The sequence below is a fragment of the Brasilonema sp. UFV-L1 genome (genome assembly GCF_012912105.1).
Classification (GTDB): Bacteria; Cyanobacteriota; Cyanobacteriia; order Cyanobacteriales; family Nostocaceae; genus Brasilonema.
In genome coordinates, this window is record NZ_QMEA01000010.1 from 23,355 (window position 1) to 39,268 (window position 15,914).

Sequence of the window (15,914 nt, forward strand, 5' to 3'; positions counted from 1 at the left end):
TTCCAAGTGCTTATTTTTTCGTTATACATTCTCATTAATCTATAAAAGCTGTTTCAAATCAAGTGAAAGTAATGCATAATTTTCAGCTGAAAACGCCCGTTGCTTTTCTCATTTTCAAGCGGACTGAATCTACGGAGAGAGTATTTGAAGCAATTCGCCAAGCAAAACCTCCTAAGCTTTTGGTGATTGCAGACGGACCTCGCACAGATCGACCTGGTGAAGCAGACAAGTGCGCTGCCACCCGAGCAATTATTGATCGCGTTGATTGGGACTGTGAAGTTTTGAAAAACTATTCAGACGTAAATATGGGGATGAAGAAGCGCGAAGCCAGCGGATTTGATTGGATTTTTAAGACTGTTGAGGAAGCAATTATTCTCGAAGATGATACTTTGCCACATCCTACTTTTTTTAGATATTGTGAAGAGTTGCTAGATTATTATCGCGATGACGAACGGATAATGCTCATTTCTGGAAACAACTTCCAGTTTGGGCGTAAACGCACAGAGCATAGCTATTACTTTTCCCGCTATCCCCATACTTGGGGCTGGGCATCATGGAGACGAGCTTGGCAGCATTATGATATTGAAATGAAGCTTTGGCCAAAAATTCGGGATGGTGAATGGCTTAAATTTATATTAGGAGAACCTAAAACTGTGAAATTTTGGTTCAAACAGTTTCAAGAAACCTATCAAGAAAAAATTAGTACTTGGGACTACCAATGGATATTGGCTTGTTGGATTAATAATGGTTTGTCTATCGTTCCCAATGTTAATTTAATTACCAATCTTGGTTTTGGTTCAGAAGCTACTAACACAAAAGATAGCACCAGCCCTCTCTCTAATATTCCTACACAAGAAATGTGTTTTCCCTTACAGCATCCATCATTTATAATTCGCCATGCTCAAGCAGATGATTTTACCCAAAAGACTCATTATCAGTATCAGCCAAATATACTTTTGCGTGCTGTTAACAAAAGTATAAGAATTCTAAACAAGATGACGAAGTAATTCTTTAGTTTAGTAATTTGTTATTATTTGTTTATTGTGAGCAATTTATTATGAGTGGCATTATCCAACCGATAATCTTTGAACCATTAAAGCATATATACAAAATGCTAAACCAGCAGGAGTATTTTACCTATAACCTGCTCAAATCAAAACTAGGGAGATTACCGCGTTATAATGATTGTCAAGTGAATGTTCACGGCTGGAATTTGTTAATCCCTGATTCAGCATCTTTTATACATTCATATAAAGAAATTTTTTGGCAAAAAATCTATAATTTTAAGTCTGCTAATCTTGAACCTAAAATATTAGATATTGGAGCAAATATTGGTTTAAGTATTCTATTTTTTAAGTCTTTGTATCCGGAAGCTGAGATAACAGCATTTGAAGCCGATCCTAAGATATTTAATTATTTAGAAAAAAATGTATATGGCAATGGATACAAGGATGTTCAACTCGTTAATAAAGCTGTTTGGTATGAAAACACGACTCTGAATTTCGTTTCTGACGGAGCGGATGCAGGACATATTGATGCGAAAATTGAAAATAAGAACACTTTAAAAGTTAAGACTGTTGATATCGTACAGATTTTAACTGAAAAGAAGTTTGACTTTATCAAAATGGACATAGAAGGGGCAGAAGAATTTGTTTTGCCTAGATGTAAGGATTTCTTATCGGATATTAAATTTATATTTGTAGAATATCACTCAAAAGTGGGAACCAAGCAATGTCTTGATCAAATTATTAGCATACTATCAAATGCTGGATTCAGATTGCATATCCATAATGCCATGGAGAGTATTTCGCCATTTATTGACTTAAAAACATATGCAGGCTTTGATTTGCAACTGAACATTTTTGGTTGGAAAGAAACTTAATATCTATATGCAGTCATATCAAATCTGTTACATACTTACAATATAGTGTGGCTCCAATGAGTCTTTATACCTGGATGGATTGCTATTGCCCCGTATTTTTACATGGAAACACTGAAAACTTGTGCTCATCAATCCAAAAGACCTTGAAGAGCAGAGTGATGAAAACGGTATTTCTGATTTGTCAGACCTACGGCACGGGTGTGCTCGAGGGAAAAGTTCCCAAATCTGATTTCCAATTTATGGAAGTGATTAAACCATGAAGGCTCTGATACTCAGCAATTCTGATATTTCTGGTGGAGCTGCTCGTGCTACTTATCGACTGCATCAAGGTCTTCAGGACATTAATTTTAACTCTCAGATGCTAGTGCAAGTCAAAAACAGTGACAATCAAGCAGTCATTGGCTCACGAGCTGTATCTGGAATCGGACAAGTTGTCACTGGCTTGAGATTGGTTTTAGATCAAGTACCTTTAAAGTTTTACAACAATCGTGTCAGTACTACTTTTTCTCCTCAATGGCTTCCAGACACAATCCACTCTAAAATTGCTCAACTTGCTCCAGATATCATTAACTTACATTGGGTGAGTGCTGGTTACTTGCAGATTGAAACAATTGCCAAATTTAATAAACCCATAGTCTGGACATTTCACGATATGTGGGCATTTACTGGAGGATGCCACTACAATCAAGACTGCGATCGCTACACAGCTTCCTGTGGTGCTTGTCCTCAACTTGGTAGTAGTAAAAATTGGGATTTATCTCGTTGGGTATGGCAGCGCAAAGCCAAGGCATGGAAAAACTTAAATTTAACCATTGTCACTCCTAGCTCTTGGCTTGCTCAATGTGTCAAAGTAAGTTCTCTATTGAAAGAAAGGCGAGTTGAGGTGATTCCCTATGGTCTTGATACTCAAAAGTATAGACCAATAAACAAACAGGTTGCTCGATCGCTACTCAATTTGCCTCAAGATAAAGAGCTTCTTCTTTTTGGGGCACTGCAAGCAACCAGCGATAAAAGAAAGGGATTTCACCTATTGCAACCAGCACTTCACAAATTGAATGAATCTGGGTGGAAAGATAGACTGGAATTGGTTGTTTTTGGTTCTTCCAAGGCAGAAAGCTCCACTAACTTCGGTTTTAAGTCTCATTATTTGGGTGTGTTAAGCGATGATTTATCCTTAGCATTAGCCTATTCAGCCGCAGACGTTTTCATTGCACCGTCAGTTCAAGATAACTTGCCAAATACTGTGTTGGAGGCGATCGCTTGTGGCACACCCTGTGTTGCTTTTGACATTGGTGGTATGCCAGATATGATTGAACACCAGAAAAATGGCTACTTAGCTCAACCTTACAAAATAGAAGATTTGGCTGGTGGAATTGCTTGGGTGCTAGAGAACAAAGAGCGCCATCAGAAACTTTCGTACCGCGCCCGTGAGAAAGCAGAACAAGAATTTACCTTGGAAATTCAAGCGCGTCGCTACTTATCTCTTTTTAAATCTCTTGTGATGGAATTTGAGGTATCAAAACACTGAATATTAGTAATTTTTTCTTATTTTAATTACTAATAAATGCAAATGAACAATCAATTGATGAATCGCTGGGTGAGGAACTTAGAAGTTGGAGTCTCCGTAATCTGGCTTCTGTATTTCATGGGTGTTAAGCTACCATCACCTTTCACCACGTTGCTGAATGCTCTAAGCTATCCAATTATTGCTATTTTGGTTATTTTACGCTGGAAGCGTTTACCCTATGTTGCTACTAGAGACATACCTTTGTTGCTCTTTATTGGAACTGCTCTAGCTTCTATTTTGTGGTCTGGCGATCACACAATGACCTTAAAAGGTGTTGGCGGTTTGTTGCGTATGTTGATGTTTGGGGCATACTTTGCTACTCGCTATAGCCTTAAGGATCAGATGAAAATATTTGCTTGGGTGTTTGGCATAGCAGCAATTTTAAGTTTAGCAGTTGCCTTAGCTATACCAAGTTACGGAATAGATAAAGAAGGATGGACAGGTATCTTTACTTACAAAAACTTTTTAGGTTACACAATGAGTCTAGCAGCCATCCTTTTTTTGCTTACTGCTTTCAAACAACGAAGGCAGAACTGGTTGGTTTGGATCGGATTTGGTCTTGCGGTTAGCCTTATTATACTGGCTCACAGTTCTGGTAGTTTAGTCAACATATTACTGTTACTGTCACTAATGCCTCTTTATCAGCTTGTTAAACAGCATTATAAACTGCGGGTGATTTTTCTGGGCATAGTATGCGTTTTGGTGGGCGTTACAGCCATATTTATTTTAGGTAATTTGGAAACTATTTTAGTTGATATTCTTGGAAAAAATCTTGAATTTAACGGACGCACACCAATATGGACATTGGCTATTGAGAAGGGAATGGAAAAACCTTGGCTAGGCTACGGGTATAACGCCTTCTGGAATTCAGATGCTGGTATCTACATCATGATTAATACATGGTCTGGGTTGCGTGAAACAGGCTTTAACTCTCATAACAGTTATTTAGAATTATTCTTGAATTTAGGCTTCATAGGTTTGTTCCTATATGCAATTAGTTTAGTAATTGTATTCATCAAAGCACTTATTCTGTTACGTTATACTCAAAAAATAGAATTTGTTTGGTATCTGCAATTACTGATATTTATTAGTGTCGCCAGTATGGCGGATACTAACTTCATTATGTCAGGTGCTAGTTCATATTGTTGCATTTATATCTCAACATCTCTATCAACTGCTATTGAATTTGAGACAATTAAAAGAAAACGCAACTTCAAAAAAGTATATGTTCATTCAGGATAAGCTAATCGAGAATTAAGGAGAAAATACAAGATGTCAATACCTATAGCTTTTTTTATTTGCACAGAACCTGGTCGTTTAGAAGGACAATCTCTACTTTTAGCAGAAAGTATTCGTAAATTCTGCGGAAACTTAAAAGATACACCTATATACAGTTTTCATCCCAGAGTCGGTGAACCAATTTCTATCCAAACTAGGAAAGCATTTGAAGCCTTAGGAGTTATTCATCAACAACTTCCCATAAATACAGATTTCCATCACTTCTATTTGGCAAATAAGCCTCTAGTTTTTGCCTATGCAGAACAGACGATAGATGCAGACATTTTGGTCTTTCTAGATAGTGACAAATGCTTTTTCTCTGAGCCTAAAGAGTTTTTACTTCCACCAGGTTGTAATGTTGCTATACGTCCTGAGTATGGTAAAGGTATTGGCTCTACTGGTAGTCAAGACCCTCAAGATGAGTACTGGAAGAAACTGTATGAAGTGCTTGGTGTTAAACGTGAGATATTTGTCAACACACCAATTGGTAACAAAAGAATTAGAGGATACTGGAATTCTGGATTGCTAGCTGTGAGAAGAAATGCTGGTATCCTTACTGCTTGTAAGGAAAATTTTGAAAAAGTAATGTATCTGAAGATTAGCCCTCCTCAGGGAAATTATTTTGTTGAACAGTCAGTTTTTTCTGCTACATTATGTTCCTTAGAAGAGAACGTATTTAACTTTTCTTTTGGTTATAGTTACCCGTTGCCGTTGCATAATCGGTTATCCAAGCAAGCACAAATAAACAGTTTTGAGAAAATTGCGTCAATTCATTATTTTAATATGTTTTATTATCAGGATTGGAAAAAACAGCTATTAAATTTAAAAAACCTTGAAACAAAGTCAGAAAAATATCAATGGCTATGCGAAGGAGTTATGAGACACAATATGCCATATCAACCAGTTTTACACCGATATATATTGCAATTACGAAAAGTCGAAAACAAAATGCAAAATTGGAATTTTAATATTAACTTAAGTACTTGGATAGAACGCATGGCAAAACTATAAAAGAACGTCCTTAAATCAGATTAATGAAATATTAGTTTAATTTCAATCTGGAGTAGGTTGAGGTTTGATGTAATTGGAGAACTAATAACTTATGAAGCAGCCATTGGCAGTCATTATGACCTGTTATAACAGGCGCGATATAACTCTTGCCTGTCTGCGTGCATTGTATCAACAGACAAAGCCTTTTGATGTTTACTTAACTGATGATGGTAGTTCTGACGGCACTTCAGATGCAATTAAGGCTTCCTATCCACAAGTTCACATTCTTAAGGGTAATGGGAATTTGTTTTGGGTTGGAGGAATGAGGCTAGCATTCGCTGAAGCTATGCAAAGGGGGTATGAGTACTATCTTTGGTTAAATGATGACACAATTCTTGAATCAGGCATCCTTGAGCATCTCTTAGCTATCCATAGAGATTTATCCGAGCATAGTCATTCTAGCTCCATAGTGGTAGGTTCAACAAAAGACCCACTAACAGGAAAACCTACGTACGGCGGTGCAGTAAGGTCAAAGCGTTGGTACTCCAATAAGTTTGAATTTTTAGAACCCTCTGAGCTTCTCCAAGAATGCGACACTATGTACGGTAATTGTGTGTTGATTTCGCAGTTTGTAGCCAGAAAAGTAGGAAACTTAGACGCTGCATTTATTCATAGCTTTGGGGACCTTGATTATGGTCTAAGAGCGCGGAAACTAGGCTGTTCTATATGGGTTGCACCAGGTTATGTCGGTACCTGTACCAAGAACTCAGTCCGCAATAGCTGGGCAGATACCGATTCACCTCTGTTAGAACGTTTGAAAAAGGTAGTTCAAGTTAAAGGATTTCCATTCAAACCCTGGACTGTATTTTGTAGTCGGCACTCTGGTCCATTCTGGTTTGCTTATTGGTTCTTACCTTATATACGTGCAGTAATTGGTTACAAAAATTTAGCAGCCTCTCCCACATTTGCTGAGAAAACTTAAAAATTTAGCTCACCTTGATACTTTTTTAGCTTATTTGGATTTAGGTACAATAAAAACTGCGAAAAATAGCAAATGCTAAAACAAACAGAAAGATTAATAAAAGCTGTTGCTAAGGAAAAGTTTTATCGCGTATTGAATAGCGTCAAGCTAATCAATGAGCGACAGCTTGACCAGCTGATTTTAATGAATCAGTATCGACAACTGGCAGATGCAAAGGCTCTTCCAAAATTTCATGAAGTAGGCTTTCATACCTATTCACAAACTGATGAAGATGGTTTTTTGCTGTATATATTCTCTCTGATTGGCACGACAAATAAAAAAGTAGTAGAAATTTGTTGTGGAGATGGTGTCGAGTGTAATGCAGCAAATCTCATCATTAATCATGGTTGGAAAGGGCTATTATTTGATGGAGATGCTGCACAGCTAAAAATCGGTAAGAAAATATATAACTTCATAAAAACTACAAGTAACAATCCTCCTCAACTAGTACAAGCCTGGATAACGGCTGAAAATGTTAATGAACTTATAGTTAATCACGGGTTTGAAGGTGAAATAGATCTCTTATCACTGGATTTGGACGGAATAGACTACTGGTTATGGAAGTCACTTAATTGTATTAAACCCAGAGTTGTTGTCCTTGAATACAACACTTATTGGGGAGCAGAAAAATCTGTTACTGTCCCCTATGACTCAAACTTTAGAGCTAAAGTGATTAACGGTGCATACTACTGTGGAGCATCGTTGAGAGCATTTGTTAATTTAGGTAATAAATTAGGCTATAGATTGGTTGGTTCAAATACAAGACAGTTCAATGCTTTCTTCATCAGGAATGATGTGGGTATAGATATTCTGCCAGAAGTAAGTGTTGATAGCTGTCTCTCATTGTATGACGATTGTTCAAAATCGCTCAATCAATATAACTTTCCATATATAGGTGAACTACCGTGGGAAGAAGTTTAAAAATTTTCAGTTGCTCATGAGCTAGTTTTGCAAATCTATCCACAAATATGTTATGGGTAAACGCTTACTTATCGTCTCTACTCTTGATTCAAGTCAACCATTCGGTGCGTTTACTAGACCGTTTTATCTTGGAGAATATCTTGTCAAATATTTTGAGGTTTGTCAGCTAGGTTTGGATTGTTCAGCAGTTAACTATGCACCTTCTGTATCTCTTGGCTCAAGAAGTTTGCGTTCATATGTTCAGGCTATTCAAAAGTGTATAGAGGAGTTCTGTCCCGATATCGTATACGCTCAAGAAACGCTACCTGGATTAGCTGCTCTAATTGCACTCACACTCAGAAAACAGAAAAAATGCTCTCTTGTATTAGATTTTCATACTTTTTCTGCCTTTGAATACTGGAGCCGCTTGTCGTCTGTTGCAAATCCGTTCAAGGAATTTCTGCAATTTCTTAAGACATACATTGCTCAGGGAGTGCTGACATTCTCTGGTAATCCAATTATTGCTGCCGGTGAATTAACTCCCCAACTCATCTCGCAGTGGTACACCAAGAAGCCACACAATATTTACTGCATAGGTAATGGAGTTGCCGAAGACCTTCTGAATGCTCAGTTACCTCTAGCTATAGACCCTTACAAGGCACTACGACCTGCCAAGATAGCTATTGTTGTGGCTCCCAAAACATTTCAGTTTCCCACTAACGACATGTCTGTATCTATGGCTATTGAAGTAGCTAAGTACCTTGAATATCAGCAAAAGGTACACTTTGTCGTTATTGGTCGTGATGCTAACGACATCAAGGAGGCACTACCATCGAACATAACTTTTGTTGGTTTTGTGCCAGAAAGAAAAGATTTTGTTGCTTATCTGAGGTATGCAGACATAGGTCTTCTTCCATTCCCAAAACAGGCAGTTGCAGGTGGAGCTCGTAATAAAGCACTAGATTATTTCGCCAGTAGAAAGTTGGTAGTATCAACACCTGAAGGCTTGAGAGGTTTAGAGGAATTTCATCATCTACAACATCTCTTAATAGCAGGATTCTCTGTCGAAGAATTTGCAAATGTAGTGCTTGATGCCGCCTTAAACCAGGAGAAATATCAGCCACTTACAGAAACAGCGTATACACTGATTCGAGACAAATACTCTTGGAGTGCAAAAGCACAGATGGTTGCTGAGGTTTTTATGCAAACAGTAAAGCATTAGCTAGAGAATACTTGCCAACTCATTACATAGTCACGCTTGCTAGCCCTGAAAGCGAAGTTTTGATCGTAGCTTCTGTCTTTTAGGGTGAATTTATTTTGTGGTTACTAAATAAAAACTTAGGAGCAGCCTTTATGAAGCAAACACCATTAAAATTTCTTGGCGTTCAAGTAGATGCACTCTCCATCTCTGAACTCAACTCGTTAATTGCAGAATCCATTAAGCGAAATCAAAAGTGGATAATTGCCAATCACAACTTACATAGCCTTTATATCTACCATCATGACCCTAAAATGCGGTCCTTCTATGCCTTGGCAAACTATGTACATATTGACGGTATGCCTTTAATCCTTCTTGGAAGATTGCTTGGTTTTGCATTAAAGCGAGAGCAAAGAGTCACCTATGCTGATTGGGTATGGCCTTTGATGTCAGAGGCTGCTCAAAACGGTTGGCGGGTGTTTTACCTTGGTTCAAAGCCAGGAGTTGCGGAACGAGGAGCAAGGATTTTGCGGGAGAAGTTTGCTCCTTTGCAGATTGCCACGGCACACGGCTACATTGATATGCGAAAAGATAGCCAAGACAACCTTGCTACCTTAGCAGCAATTAAAGCTTATAAACCCCATGTATTGATGGTGGGAATGGGCATGCCACGCCAAGAGTACTGGATTTTAAACAACCTAGAGCATATCCATGCCAATGCCATTTTGACTAGTGGTGCTTGCATGGACTATGTAGCTGGAGTGGTTCCAACTCCACCTCGCTGGATGGGAAAATTAGGCTTGGAGTGGTCTTATCGTTTGTTAAGTGAGCCAAAAAGACTCTGGCGGCGGTACTTACTAGAGCCTTGGTTTGTAGCCAGACTATTCTTACGAGAAATGTGGGCTTTTTACGATCAAGCAAGATAGAACTTTCAAGGATATAGATAAAACAGCACAGGTTTAATTGGTGCTTTAAATGTCAAAGAATAGACGACTAGTGACGAGGCGACACGCCTTACAGTTAGGTTTAGCGAGTTTAGTAGGTGTTGGAGCATCTGTAACAGTTGAAGCTATGCGACAAAACTACCAAGCTCAACAAAACCAAGCACTTGACAATCCAAGAAGGAACTTTACAGTGGTTGGGCAGAATTCCTTAAAGAAGCGTGCTGCTGCTAAAGGATTGATTTATGGAGCAGCAACCGAGCAAGTTAAACTCTCCTCGGACATTGCTTTCGCTACCCACTATGTTCAAGAATGTGGAATTTTGGTGACGGAAAATCAATTAAAGTGGATAATCCTACGTCCTACTCCAGATCGGTTTGACTTTACTCCAGGTGATTGGTTAGCTGAATTTGCTCGCACTCACGGCATGTTATTCCGGGGACACACTCTAGTCTGGGAGCAAGTATTACCTAAGTGGTTTGGAGAAGTAGTGAACCGCCAGAATGCGGAAAAAATCTTGGTGGAACACATTACTGAAGTTGTCAAGCATTATTCTGGAAAAGTTCACTCCTGGGATGTGGTCAATGAAGCGATCGCTGTTTCATATAGTAACCGCCCAGATGGTTTAAGTCTCAATCCGTGGATGCTGTTTTTAGGTGAAAGCTACATTGACCTTGCTTTTAGAACGGCAGCAGCAGCAGATCCTCATACCATGCTTGTGTATAACGACCGCTGGTTAGATTATGACACGCCTAGAGATAATGCACAGAGAATAGCTGTATTAAAGTTGCTGGAGCGTTTGAAGACCAGTGGCACACCTTTACACGCCCTTGGTATACAGGCACATCTGAATGCCAGCGAAACTAGGTTCAATCCCAAAAAACTCCGGAAATTTCTTGCTGATGTTGCTAGTCTTGGTCTCAAAATTCTGGTGACGGAACTGGATGTTATCGATAAAGATTTACCAAAAGATATAAAAGTGCGCGATCGCATTGTTGCCAGTGTCTATGAAGACTATCTTAATGTTGTTCTCGATGAAAAAGCAGTCATTGCCGTCTTAACTTGGGGATTGAGCGATCGCTATACCTGGTTGGCAACCTATGAACCCCGGAAAGACCGTGCGCCAGTGCGTACCTTGCCACTGGACTCAAACCTCAAACCCAAATTGGCATGGAATGCGATGGCAAGAGCATTTGACAATGCTCCAAAACGTTGAATTTTTCACTGAAAATTATTCTATTTCTTTCTCTTAGTGCAAAAGGGAAATCCTCTTGGTTTTATTAGGCTTTCAAGCTATTTTGCAATGATTCTATCTTATGAATCTTTTTAGGAGCTACTTATCTTATAACAATTCCAATATCTTCGTGCAAGCTACCATATCTAACTAAATTCTTTTAATTTGTAGTCACCTGATACCACAGATACAAAGGAAATGAGAATTATGCCCCGTAGAAATCTATCAGTAAAAGTAAATTTCAAACGAGACTTAAGGTCAGGAGACGTAAGAATACAAAGAGGAATAACTATAAAATTACTACGAGTAGTAACACTTATCTTACTAGATATTATTTCTCTCACCTTAGCATGGAGGTTTGCAGTATTTTATGGAACTCCATTAGACTCTCCTTGGACAGAAAAAACATCTTTCCTACTGCTAATTTTAACAATTGAAGTAGGCATCATTGCAGCACAGGGTTTATATGACGCAGGTATTCATCGTCGTAACTATTTTGGTCTGCTCAAAGCCGTTTCACTGTCAGAAGTTTTCCTTTTGCTGATTGCTTTTCTTTACGAACCAGATAGCTATGTCTCGCGCTCAACGTTTCTACTGTTTTGGTTATCGTCTATAGCTTTTCTTTGTATTGAGCGCACTATTTTTGATGTCACCACTAAATTTCTTCGTAAGAAAGGAGCAATTCGTTATCCGGCTTTTTTAATTGCTGAAACGGAAGAGCAAGAGCGTTATAGTAGGTTAATAGAACAAGAGAATTGCTACATAGTACAGGGAATTGCTGACTCTAGCTGCCTTGATAAAGGTAACAGAGAAGTAACATTAGAATATCTTCGCAACCAAGGGGTAGTAGAGGTTTTTGTTTCTTGGAATGCAATTAAGAATCGTTTATATGTTTGCTGGCGTTTCCAGACAGCTGGCATTATCCTAAGAATACTCCCAACCGAGAGTGTACTTCGTCACCCTAAAACCATGTTATGGATGATTGGGATTACTGAAATCCCCTGTCTGACAATTCCAGCACCAATTATTGTAGGTAGTGGTTTTTGGGTAAAGCGATGTTTTGACCTATGTTGCTCTATTATTTTGTTAATCACAATTTCACCTGTCTATCTGGTGATTGCCTTGCTCATCAAGCTAGATTCTCCTGGTTCGGTCTTTTTCAGGCAAGAGCGTGTTGGTCTGCATTGTAAGAAGTTCAAGATTTGGAAGTACCGTACAATGGTTGCCAATGCGGAAAAAATGCAAAAAACCCTAGAAGCGAAGAATGAAATCAAAGATGGGGTTCTATTTAAAATGAAAGACGACCCTCGCGTCACACGAGTTGGTAAATTCCTACGCCGCTACAGTTTAGACGAATTACCGCAACTATTCAATGTTGTACTTGGGCAGATGAGTCTCGTAGGTCCCCGCCCTCTTCCCATTAGGGACGTAGAAAAGTTCCAGACATCTCACCTACTCCGACAAGAAGTTCTGCCTGGTATTACAGGATTGTGGCAGGTTTCTGGTCGCTCCAATATTGATAACTTTGAAGATGCAGTAAAATTAGATATAGCCTATATTGAAAATTGGTCTCTTTGGCTAGATTGGAAAATTTTATTGAAAACTATCAAAGTTGTGATTTCAAAGACAGGTGCATATTAACTATGAACAAATGGCACTAAAATATAGGACTTTGGACAAAAAAGATATTGTTCACGTTTAATTTGCGCTAACTTTCTTTATATTTGTCCAAAGTCCAAAAAATAAGTCAACTAACAATATTTATAACTATACTATTTACAACCACAGGTTTGTCTGTTCCGGAAAATTACAAAATTTTTTTCCAAGCACCTAGTCAGAAGACTCTGGGTTTACAATCGAACCCATAAACAAAACGCTTCCTGTCTGATGATCGCGAATCGCACAGAAAAAAGGACGGTCAACAATCATCTGGAATGGTTCTGGTTTCAACACCGCAAAAGTTGCGCGTACTCCCACTGAAGTCACGGCTGCAGCTTCCGTACCTTCTTCATTCACTTCGACGAAAGTTTTATGTTGAACACCGTCAATGAAGAGTTTTTCTTCACTCATCGCCGAAAAATCTGCTTTCTTGCTGAAAGCCTCCTCCATGCCTAAAGCTTTCAGCGCCTGATTGAGTTCAATGTTATAAGTCATTTTAAAGCGGGGTAAGCGAATAAAGCCTTCCCGTGTGCTGAACTTAGTCATCCACTGTTCCCAGTTTTCAGTATTCAAGTTTTGAGAGAAGGCTGTTAGGCTAGAGTTCTGTTTAGGCAAGAAAATATAAAAGCTGATTCTGCCATTGTCGCCATAAGGTAAACTAGCTGCTTGAAATTTTTCTGTTTCGTAATATTTATAGTCACCCGTTTGCGACATCATCGGGTGTTGTTTCTGCTCGCCAGATATCAAGTTAAAGGGATAATTAGCTGTTTGGTTTTTATCAAATTTCTCTGTCCAGCTACCTTTGAAGTAGATGGCGTTGATGAGAAATAGCACTTGATCGGGTGTAATCGTTTCAATAATCTTGTCTATCTTTCCGTTTGTCTTTTCTTTTACCCAGTTATTGATAATAGCAGGTGAACCTGAGTCGCTAAAGTCTAAATTGCTTACCTCGGCTTTGTAGAATTCCTGGTTTGTCTGCAAGAATTCTGATTTAAAAGAAAAATTTTGATTTGCCCAAAGTGAGTTAGCAATTGTTAGTTGCACTTTTGGATCGGGGTTTTCTAAGAATTCTTTTAAGACTGCGTTAGAGGAGTTGATTTGTTCCAAACTCAATCCCTGTAACTCAAGTGCTTTAGCCATTGCTTGTTGTGTGCTACCACTAGCGCCGTTGTAAGTCATCGCAAGGGCGATCGCTACACTTGAAGGAGAAACAAAAACATTCTTGTCAGCGTCTGTTTTCAGAATTTCTGAAAACAGTTTAAAGCCAAACTTAGTGTTAGCAGCAACGAGTTTTTGATCATCCATCTTGAGTGTGTTTTGCGATATCTTATATTCTAACTCAGACACAGGAGATTCAGCCACCACCTTCGTGCTACTACTCATGAATTGGCAGTACCCTAATACACCCATCAGCACAACGCTAGCAGCAGTCAAAAGGTAACGTCTCGCCAAACGCACACCGTCATTTTTTGGCATAATATTTTACTAAAAAAATAATAATATAGTTAATTTTACCACCTTTGTTTTGAAAGTTTTTATTTATTTTGACTACGGTATTTCAAGCAACGATATCATGCAGTTGTTACAATTTTGGCAACAGTAGCTAGACGCTTGGGATTTTAAATTTAAGATTGTGGCAATGGGTAAGCAGTACAATTCATCAAGAAGTACAGGAGTATATATTTATGCGTCGAATTTCAGTAACTACTCTCCTCATCCTGGTAGTTAGCGCATTTTTTGCCACTGCTGCAACACGTGCTTCAGAGGAGCAATCCTTGACAACTCTGGTGATGCGCGATCGCCTGATTACCATCAAGAACAGTCCAAACGGATTATCATATACAGTTAGCACTCAAGACGGTACTGTCTTAGATGCTCAATTGAATGATGCTCAACTACAAGCGAAGTATCCTGAGGTGTATGATACTGTTCGTCCAGCAATTGCAAATCGCAAAAAGACTGGTGGTTCAATGATTTGGGGTGGAACTCACCATGTTCCATCTGACGTTTTACCTAAATAGCCATAACACAAGTTGTTTATGGATAAGAAAGCTTTTTGTATCAGTTTGTAACTGAGAAGAAGTTGGTATGACCAAAAAAATTCACGCCGTAGCGTAGCGTTGCGGAAGCGTTGCGTCTCTTGCCCGTGTTCCCTTGGGACTCAGCGATCTCAAAATTCAAAATTGAAGATTAAGAAATAAACAATTTTGAATGAATAAATTTAGATTTCAAGCCCCCACTAAATTATTTGAATTTTGAATTTTGAATTTTGAATTTTGAATTGTTTTGACAGGTGCTCTATCGCCAAAAAATAGCTTTACTTCCATCAAGCAATGCATCAGAGATACAAAGTTTACATATGGCGATTGTTGCTGCTTACTGGGATAGGTTTATTGAGTGTACTATTATCACCACTCATATTCTATGGCTGGCAGTGTTTTCTGCGTCCTCCCCGCACAGATATAGAGCAAGTTTTATATCGTGGAATTACTTATAAGCGATATGCTATATCGACACCACGTCCAGCAATGATCCACATTGTCACCATTGACTTGAAAACACCAGGAGTAAAAGCACTTGTCACTCCTGGTTTTCCAAAGCCAAGCGATAGAGAAACGAGCGCACGCAAAACGTCTGATTTTCTGAAAGAATTTAAGCTACAATTGGCAATCAATGCCAGCTATTTCCATCATTTCCACGAAAAGTCTCCTTGGGAGTACTATCCTCACAGTGGTGATCCTTCTTATCCAATAGGCGAAGCTATCTCTAATGGTTATCGTTATTCATCACCCGAAGCAAATTTCCCTGTGTTGTGCTTTTCTGCCCAAAATCGTGTTCAAATCCACAAAAGTGAGAAGTGTCCTGAAGGGACAGTTCAAGGTGTTGCAGGGAGCCAGCTTTTGGTTTATGACGGTAAGGCAATTGATAATAATTTTAAAGATGATAAGCCTTATCCGCGTGTTGCTGCTGCTATTAATCAGGGAGGAACAAACCTGTGGCTGATTGCAGTAGACGGAAAGCAACCACTTTACAGCGAAGGAATCACAATTGCTGAATTGACAAAAATTATCACAGATTTGGGTGCTCATACAGCACTGAATTTAGATGGGGGTGGATCAACGACACTGGTGATGGAAAGCAATAATGGCTCAAAGGTGTTAAACGCTCCAATACATACTAGAATACCTATGCGTGAGCGTCCTGTTGGTAATCATTTGGGATTTTATGCGTTGGAGTGAGTGGT

Annotated in this window: 14 protein-coding genes; 13 read left to right on the top strand and 1 reads right to left on the bottom strand. The window is 38.9% G+C overall.

Going from position 1 to position 15,914, the window contains the following annotated elements; all coding sequences use genetic code 11:
- The first annotated feature begins 71 nt into the window (after window positions 1-71).
- The 11 genes from DP117_RS05255 (at window position 72) to DP117_RS05305 (ending at window position 12,652) form a co-directional block, all read left to right on the top strand.
- Window positions 72-1,007, top strand: a complete 936-nt coding sequence (locus DP117_RS05255; RefSeq protein ID WP_169217279.1) for a glycosyltransferase family 2 protein — start codon at window positions 72-74, stop codon at window positions 1,005-1,007.
- A gap of 50 nt (window positions 1,008-1,057) precedes the next feature.
- Window positions 1,058-1,882 (top strand): FkbM family methyltransferase, encoded by an 825-nt coding sequence (locus DP117_RS05260; RefSeq protein WP_169217280.1) that lies wholly within the window; start codon window positions 1,058-1,060, stop codon window positions 1,880-1,882.
- A 256-nt stretch (window positions 1,883-2,138) separates the two neighbouring features.
- Window positions 2,139-3,410, top strand: a complete 1,272-nt coding sequence (locus DP117_RS05265; protein WP_169217281.1) for a glycosyltransferase family 4 protein — start codon at window positions 2,139-2,141, stop codon at window positions 3,408-3,410.
- A gap of 42 nt (window positions 3,411-3,452) precedes the next feature.
- Window positions 3,453-4,691 carry an O-antigen ligase family protein gene (locus DP117_RS05270; RefSeq protein ID WP_169217282.1) on the top strand — a complete coding sequence of 413 codons (1,239 nt, stop codon included), beginning with the start codon at window positions 3,453-3,455 and terminating at the stop codon, window positions 4,689-4,691.
- A gap of 30 nt (window positions 4,692-4,721) precedes the next feature.
- Entirely contained in the window at window positions 4,722-5,738 is a 1,017-nt protein-coding gene (locus DP117_RS05275; RefSeq protein WP_169217283.1) for a hypothetical protein, read from the top strand.
- 91 nt (window positions 5,739-5,829) lie between these two features.
- The gene (locus tag DP117_RS05280) at window positions 5,830-6,699 is read left to right on the top strand and encodes a glycosyltransferase family 2 protein (RefSeq protein ID WP_169217284.1); all 870 of its coding nucleotides are present in this window, start codon (window positions 5,830-5,832) and stop codon (window positions 6,697-6,699) included.
- A 72-nt stretch (window positions 6,700-6,771) separates the two neighbouring features.
- The gene (locus DP117_RS05285) at window positions 6,772-7,659 is read left to right on the top strand and encodes a hypothetical protein (RefSeq protein ID WP_169217285.1); all 888 of its coding nucleotides are present in this window, start codon (window positions 6,772-6,774) and stop codon (window positions 7,657-7,659) included.
- A 52-nt stretch (window positions 7,660-7,711) separates the two neighbouring features.
- Window positions 7,712-8,860 carry a glycosyltransferase family 4 protein gene (locus DP117_RS05290; protein WP_169217286.1) on the top strand — a complete coding sequence of 383 codons (1,149 nt, stop codon included), beginning with the start codon at window positions 7,712-7,714 and terminating at the stop codon, window positions 8,858-8,860.
- A gap of 131 nt (window positions 8,861-8,991) precedes the next feature.
- A complete protein-coding gene (locus DP117_RS05295) occupies window positions 8,992-9,762 on the top strand; it encodes a WecB/TagA/CpsF family glycosyltransferase (protein ID WP_169217287.1) in 771 nt (256 codons plus the stop codon).
- 49 nt (window positions 9,763-9,811) lie between these two features.
- Window positions 9,812-10,993: an endo-1,4-beta-xylanase gene (locus DP117_RS05300; RefSeq protein WP_169217288.1), complete on the top strand. Its 1,182-nt coding sequence runs from the start codon at window positions 9,812-9,814 to the stop codon at window positions 10,991-10,993.
- Window positions 10,994-11,218: 225 nt separating this feature from the next.
- Window positions 11,219-12,652: a sugar transferase gene (locus DP117_RS05305; protein WP_169217289.1), complete on the top strand. Its 1,434-nt coding sequence runs from the start codon at window positions 11,219-11,221 to the stop codon at window positions 12,650-12,652.
- Between the two features lie 189 nt (window positions 12,653-12,841).
- Here the strand turns inward: DP117_RS05305 and DP117_RS05310 are convergent, their stop codons facing one another.
- On the bottom strand, window positions 12,842-14,146 hold the full coding sequence (locus DP117_RS05310; RefSeq protein ID WP_169217290.1) for a serpin family protein: 1,305 nt from the start codon (window positions 14,144-14,146) through the stop codon (window positions 12,842-12,844).
- A gap of 209 nt (window positions 14,147-14,355) precedes the next feature.
- On the opposite strand from DP117_RS05310, the gene DP117_RS05315 reads away from it, so the two are divergent.
- Both DP117_RS05315 and DP117_RS05320 read left to right on the top strand, forming a co-directional pair.
- Complete coding sequence (locus DP117_RS05315) at window positions 14,356-14,691, top strand: hypothetical protein (RefSeq protein ID WP_169217291.1); 336 nt, start codon at window positions 14,356-14,358, stop codon at window positions 14,689-14,691.
- 312 nt (window positions 14,692-15,003) lie between these two features.
- Window positions 15,004-15,909, top strand: coding sequence for a phosphodiester glycosidase family protein (locus DP117_RS05320; protein ID WP_169217292.1), 906 nt, complete (start codon window positions 15,004-15,006; stop codon window positions 15,907-15,909).
- The last annotated feature ends 5 nt before the right edge of the window (window positions 15,910-15,914 follow it).

Coding starts and splice junctions, on each gene's coding strand:
- DP117_RS05290 (WP_169217286.1), top strand. CDS start 7,712: ATGGGTAAACGCTTACTTATCGTCTCTACTCTTGATTCAAGTCAACCA.
- DP117_RS05285 (WP_169217285.1), top strand. CDS start 6,772: ATGCTAAAACAAACAGAAAGATTAATAAAAGCTGTTGCTAAGGAAAAG.
- DP117_RS05310 (WP_169217290.1), bottom strand. CDS start 14,146: ATGCCAAAAAATGACGGTGTGCGTTTGGCGAGACGTTACCTTTTGACT.
- DP117_RS05265 (WP_169217281.1), top strand. CDS start 2,139: ATGAAGGCTCTGATACTCAGCAATTCTGATATTTCTGGTGGAGCTGCT.
- DP117_RS05295 (WP_169217287.1), top strand. CDS start 8,992: ATGAAGCAAACACCATTAAAATTTCTTGGCGTTCAAGTAGATGCACTC.
- DP117_RS05320 (WP_169217292.1), top strand. CDS start 15,004: ATGCATCAGAGATACAAAGTTTACATATGGCGATTGTTGCTGCTTACT.
- DP117_RS05305 (WP_169217289.1), top strand. CDS start 11,219: ATGCCCCGTAGAAATCTATCAGTAAAAGTAAATTTCAAACGAGACTTA.
- DP117_RS05260 (WP_169217280.1), top strand. CDS start 1,058: ATGAGTGGCATTATCCAACCGATAATCTTTGAACCATTAAAGCATATA.
- DP117_RS05255 (WP_169217279.1), top strand. CDS start 72: ATGCATAATTTTCAGCTGAAAACGCCCGTTGCTTTTCTCATTTTCAAG.
- DP117_RS05280 (WP_169217284.1), top strand. CDS start 5,830: ATGAAGCAGCCATTGGCAGTCATTATGACCTGTTATAACAGGCGCGAT.
- DP117_RS05270 (WP_169217282.1), top strand. CDS start 3,453: ATGAACAATCAATTGATGAATCGCTGGGTGAGGAACTTAGAAGTTGGA.
- DP117_RS05300 (WP_169217288.1), top strand. CDS start 9,812: ATGTCAAAGAATAGACGACTAGTGACGAGGCGACACGCCTTACAGTTA.
- DP117_RS05315 (WP_169217291.1), top strand. CDS start 14,356: ATGCGTCGAATTTCAGTAACTACTCTCCTCATCCTGGTAGTTAGCGCA.
- DP117_RS05275 (WP_169217283.1), top strand. CDS start 4,722: ATGTCAATACCTATAGCTTTTTTTATTTGCACAGAACCTGGTCGTTTA.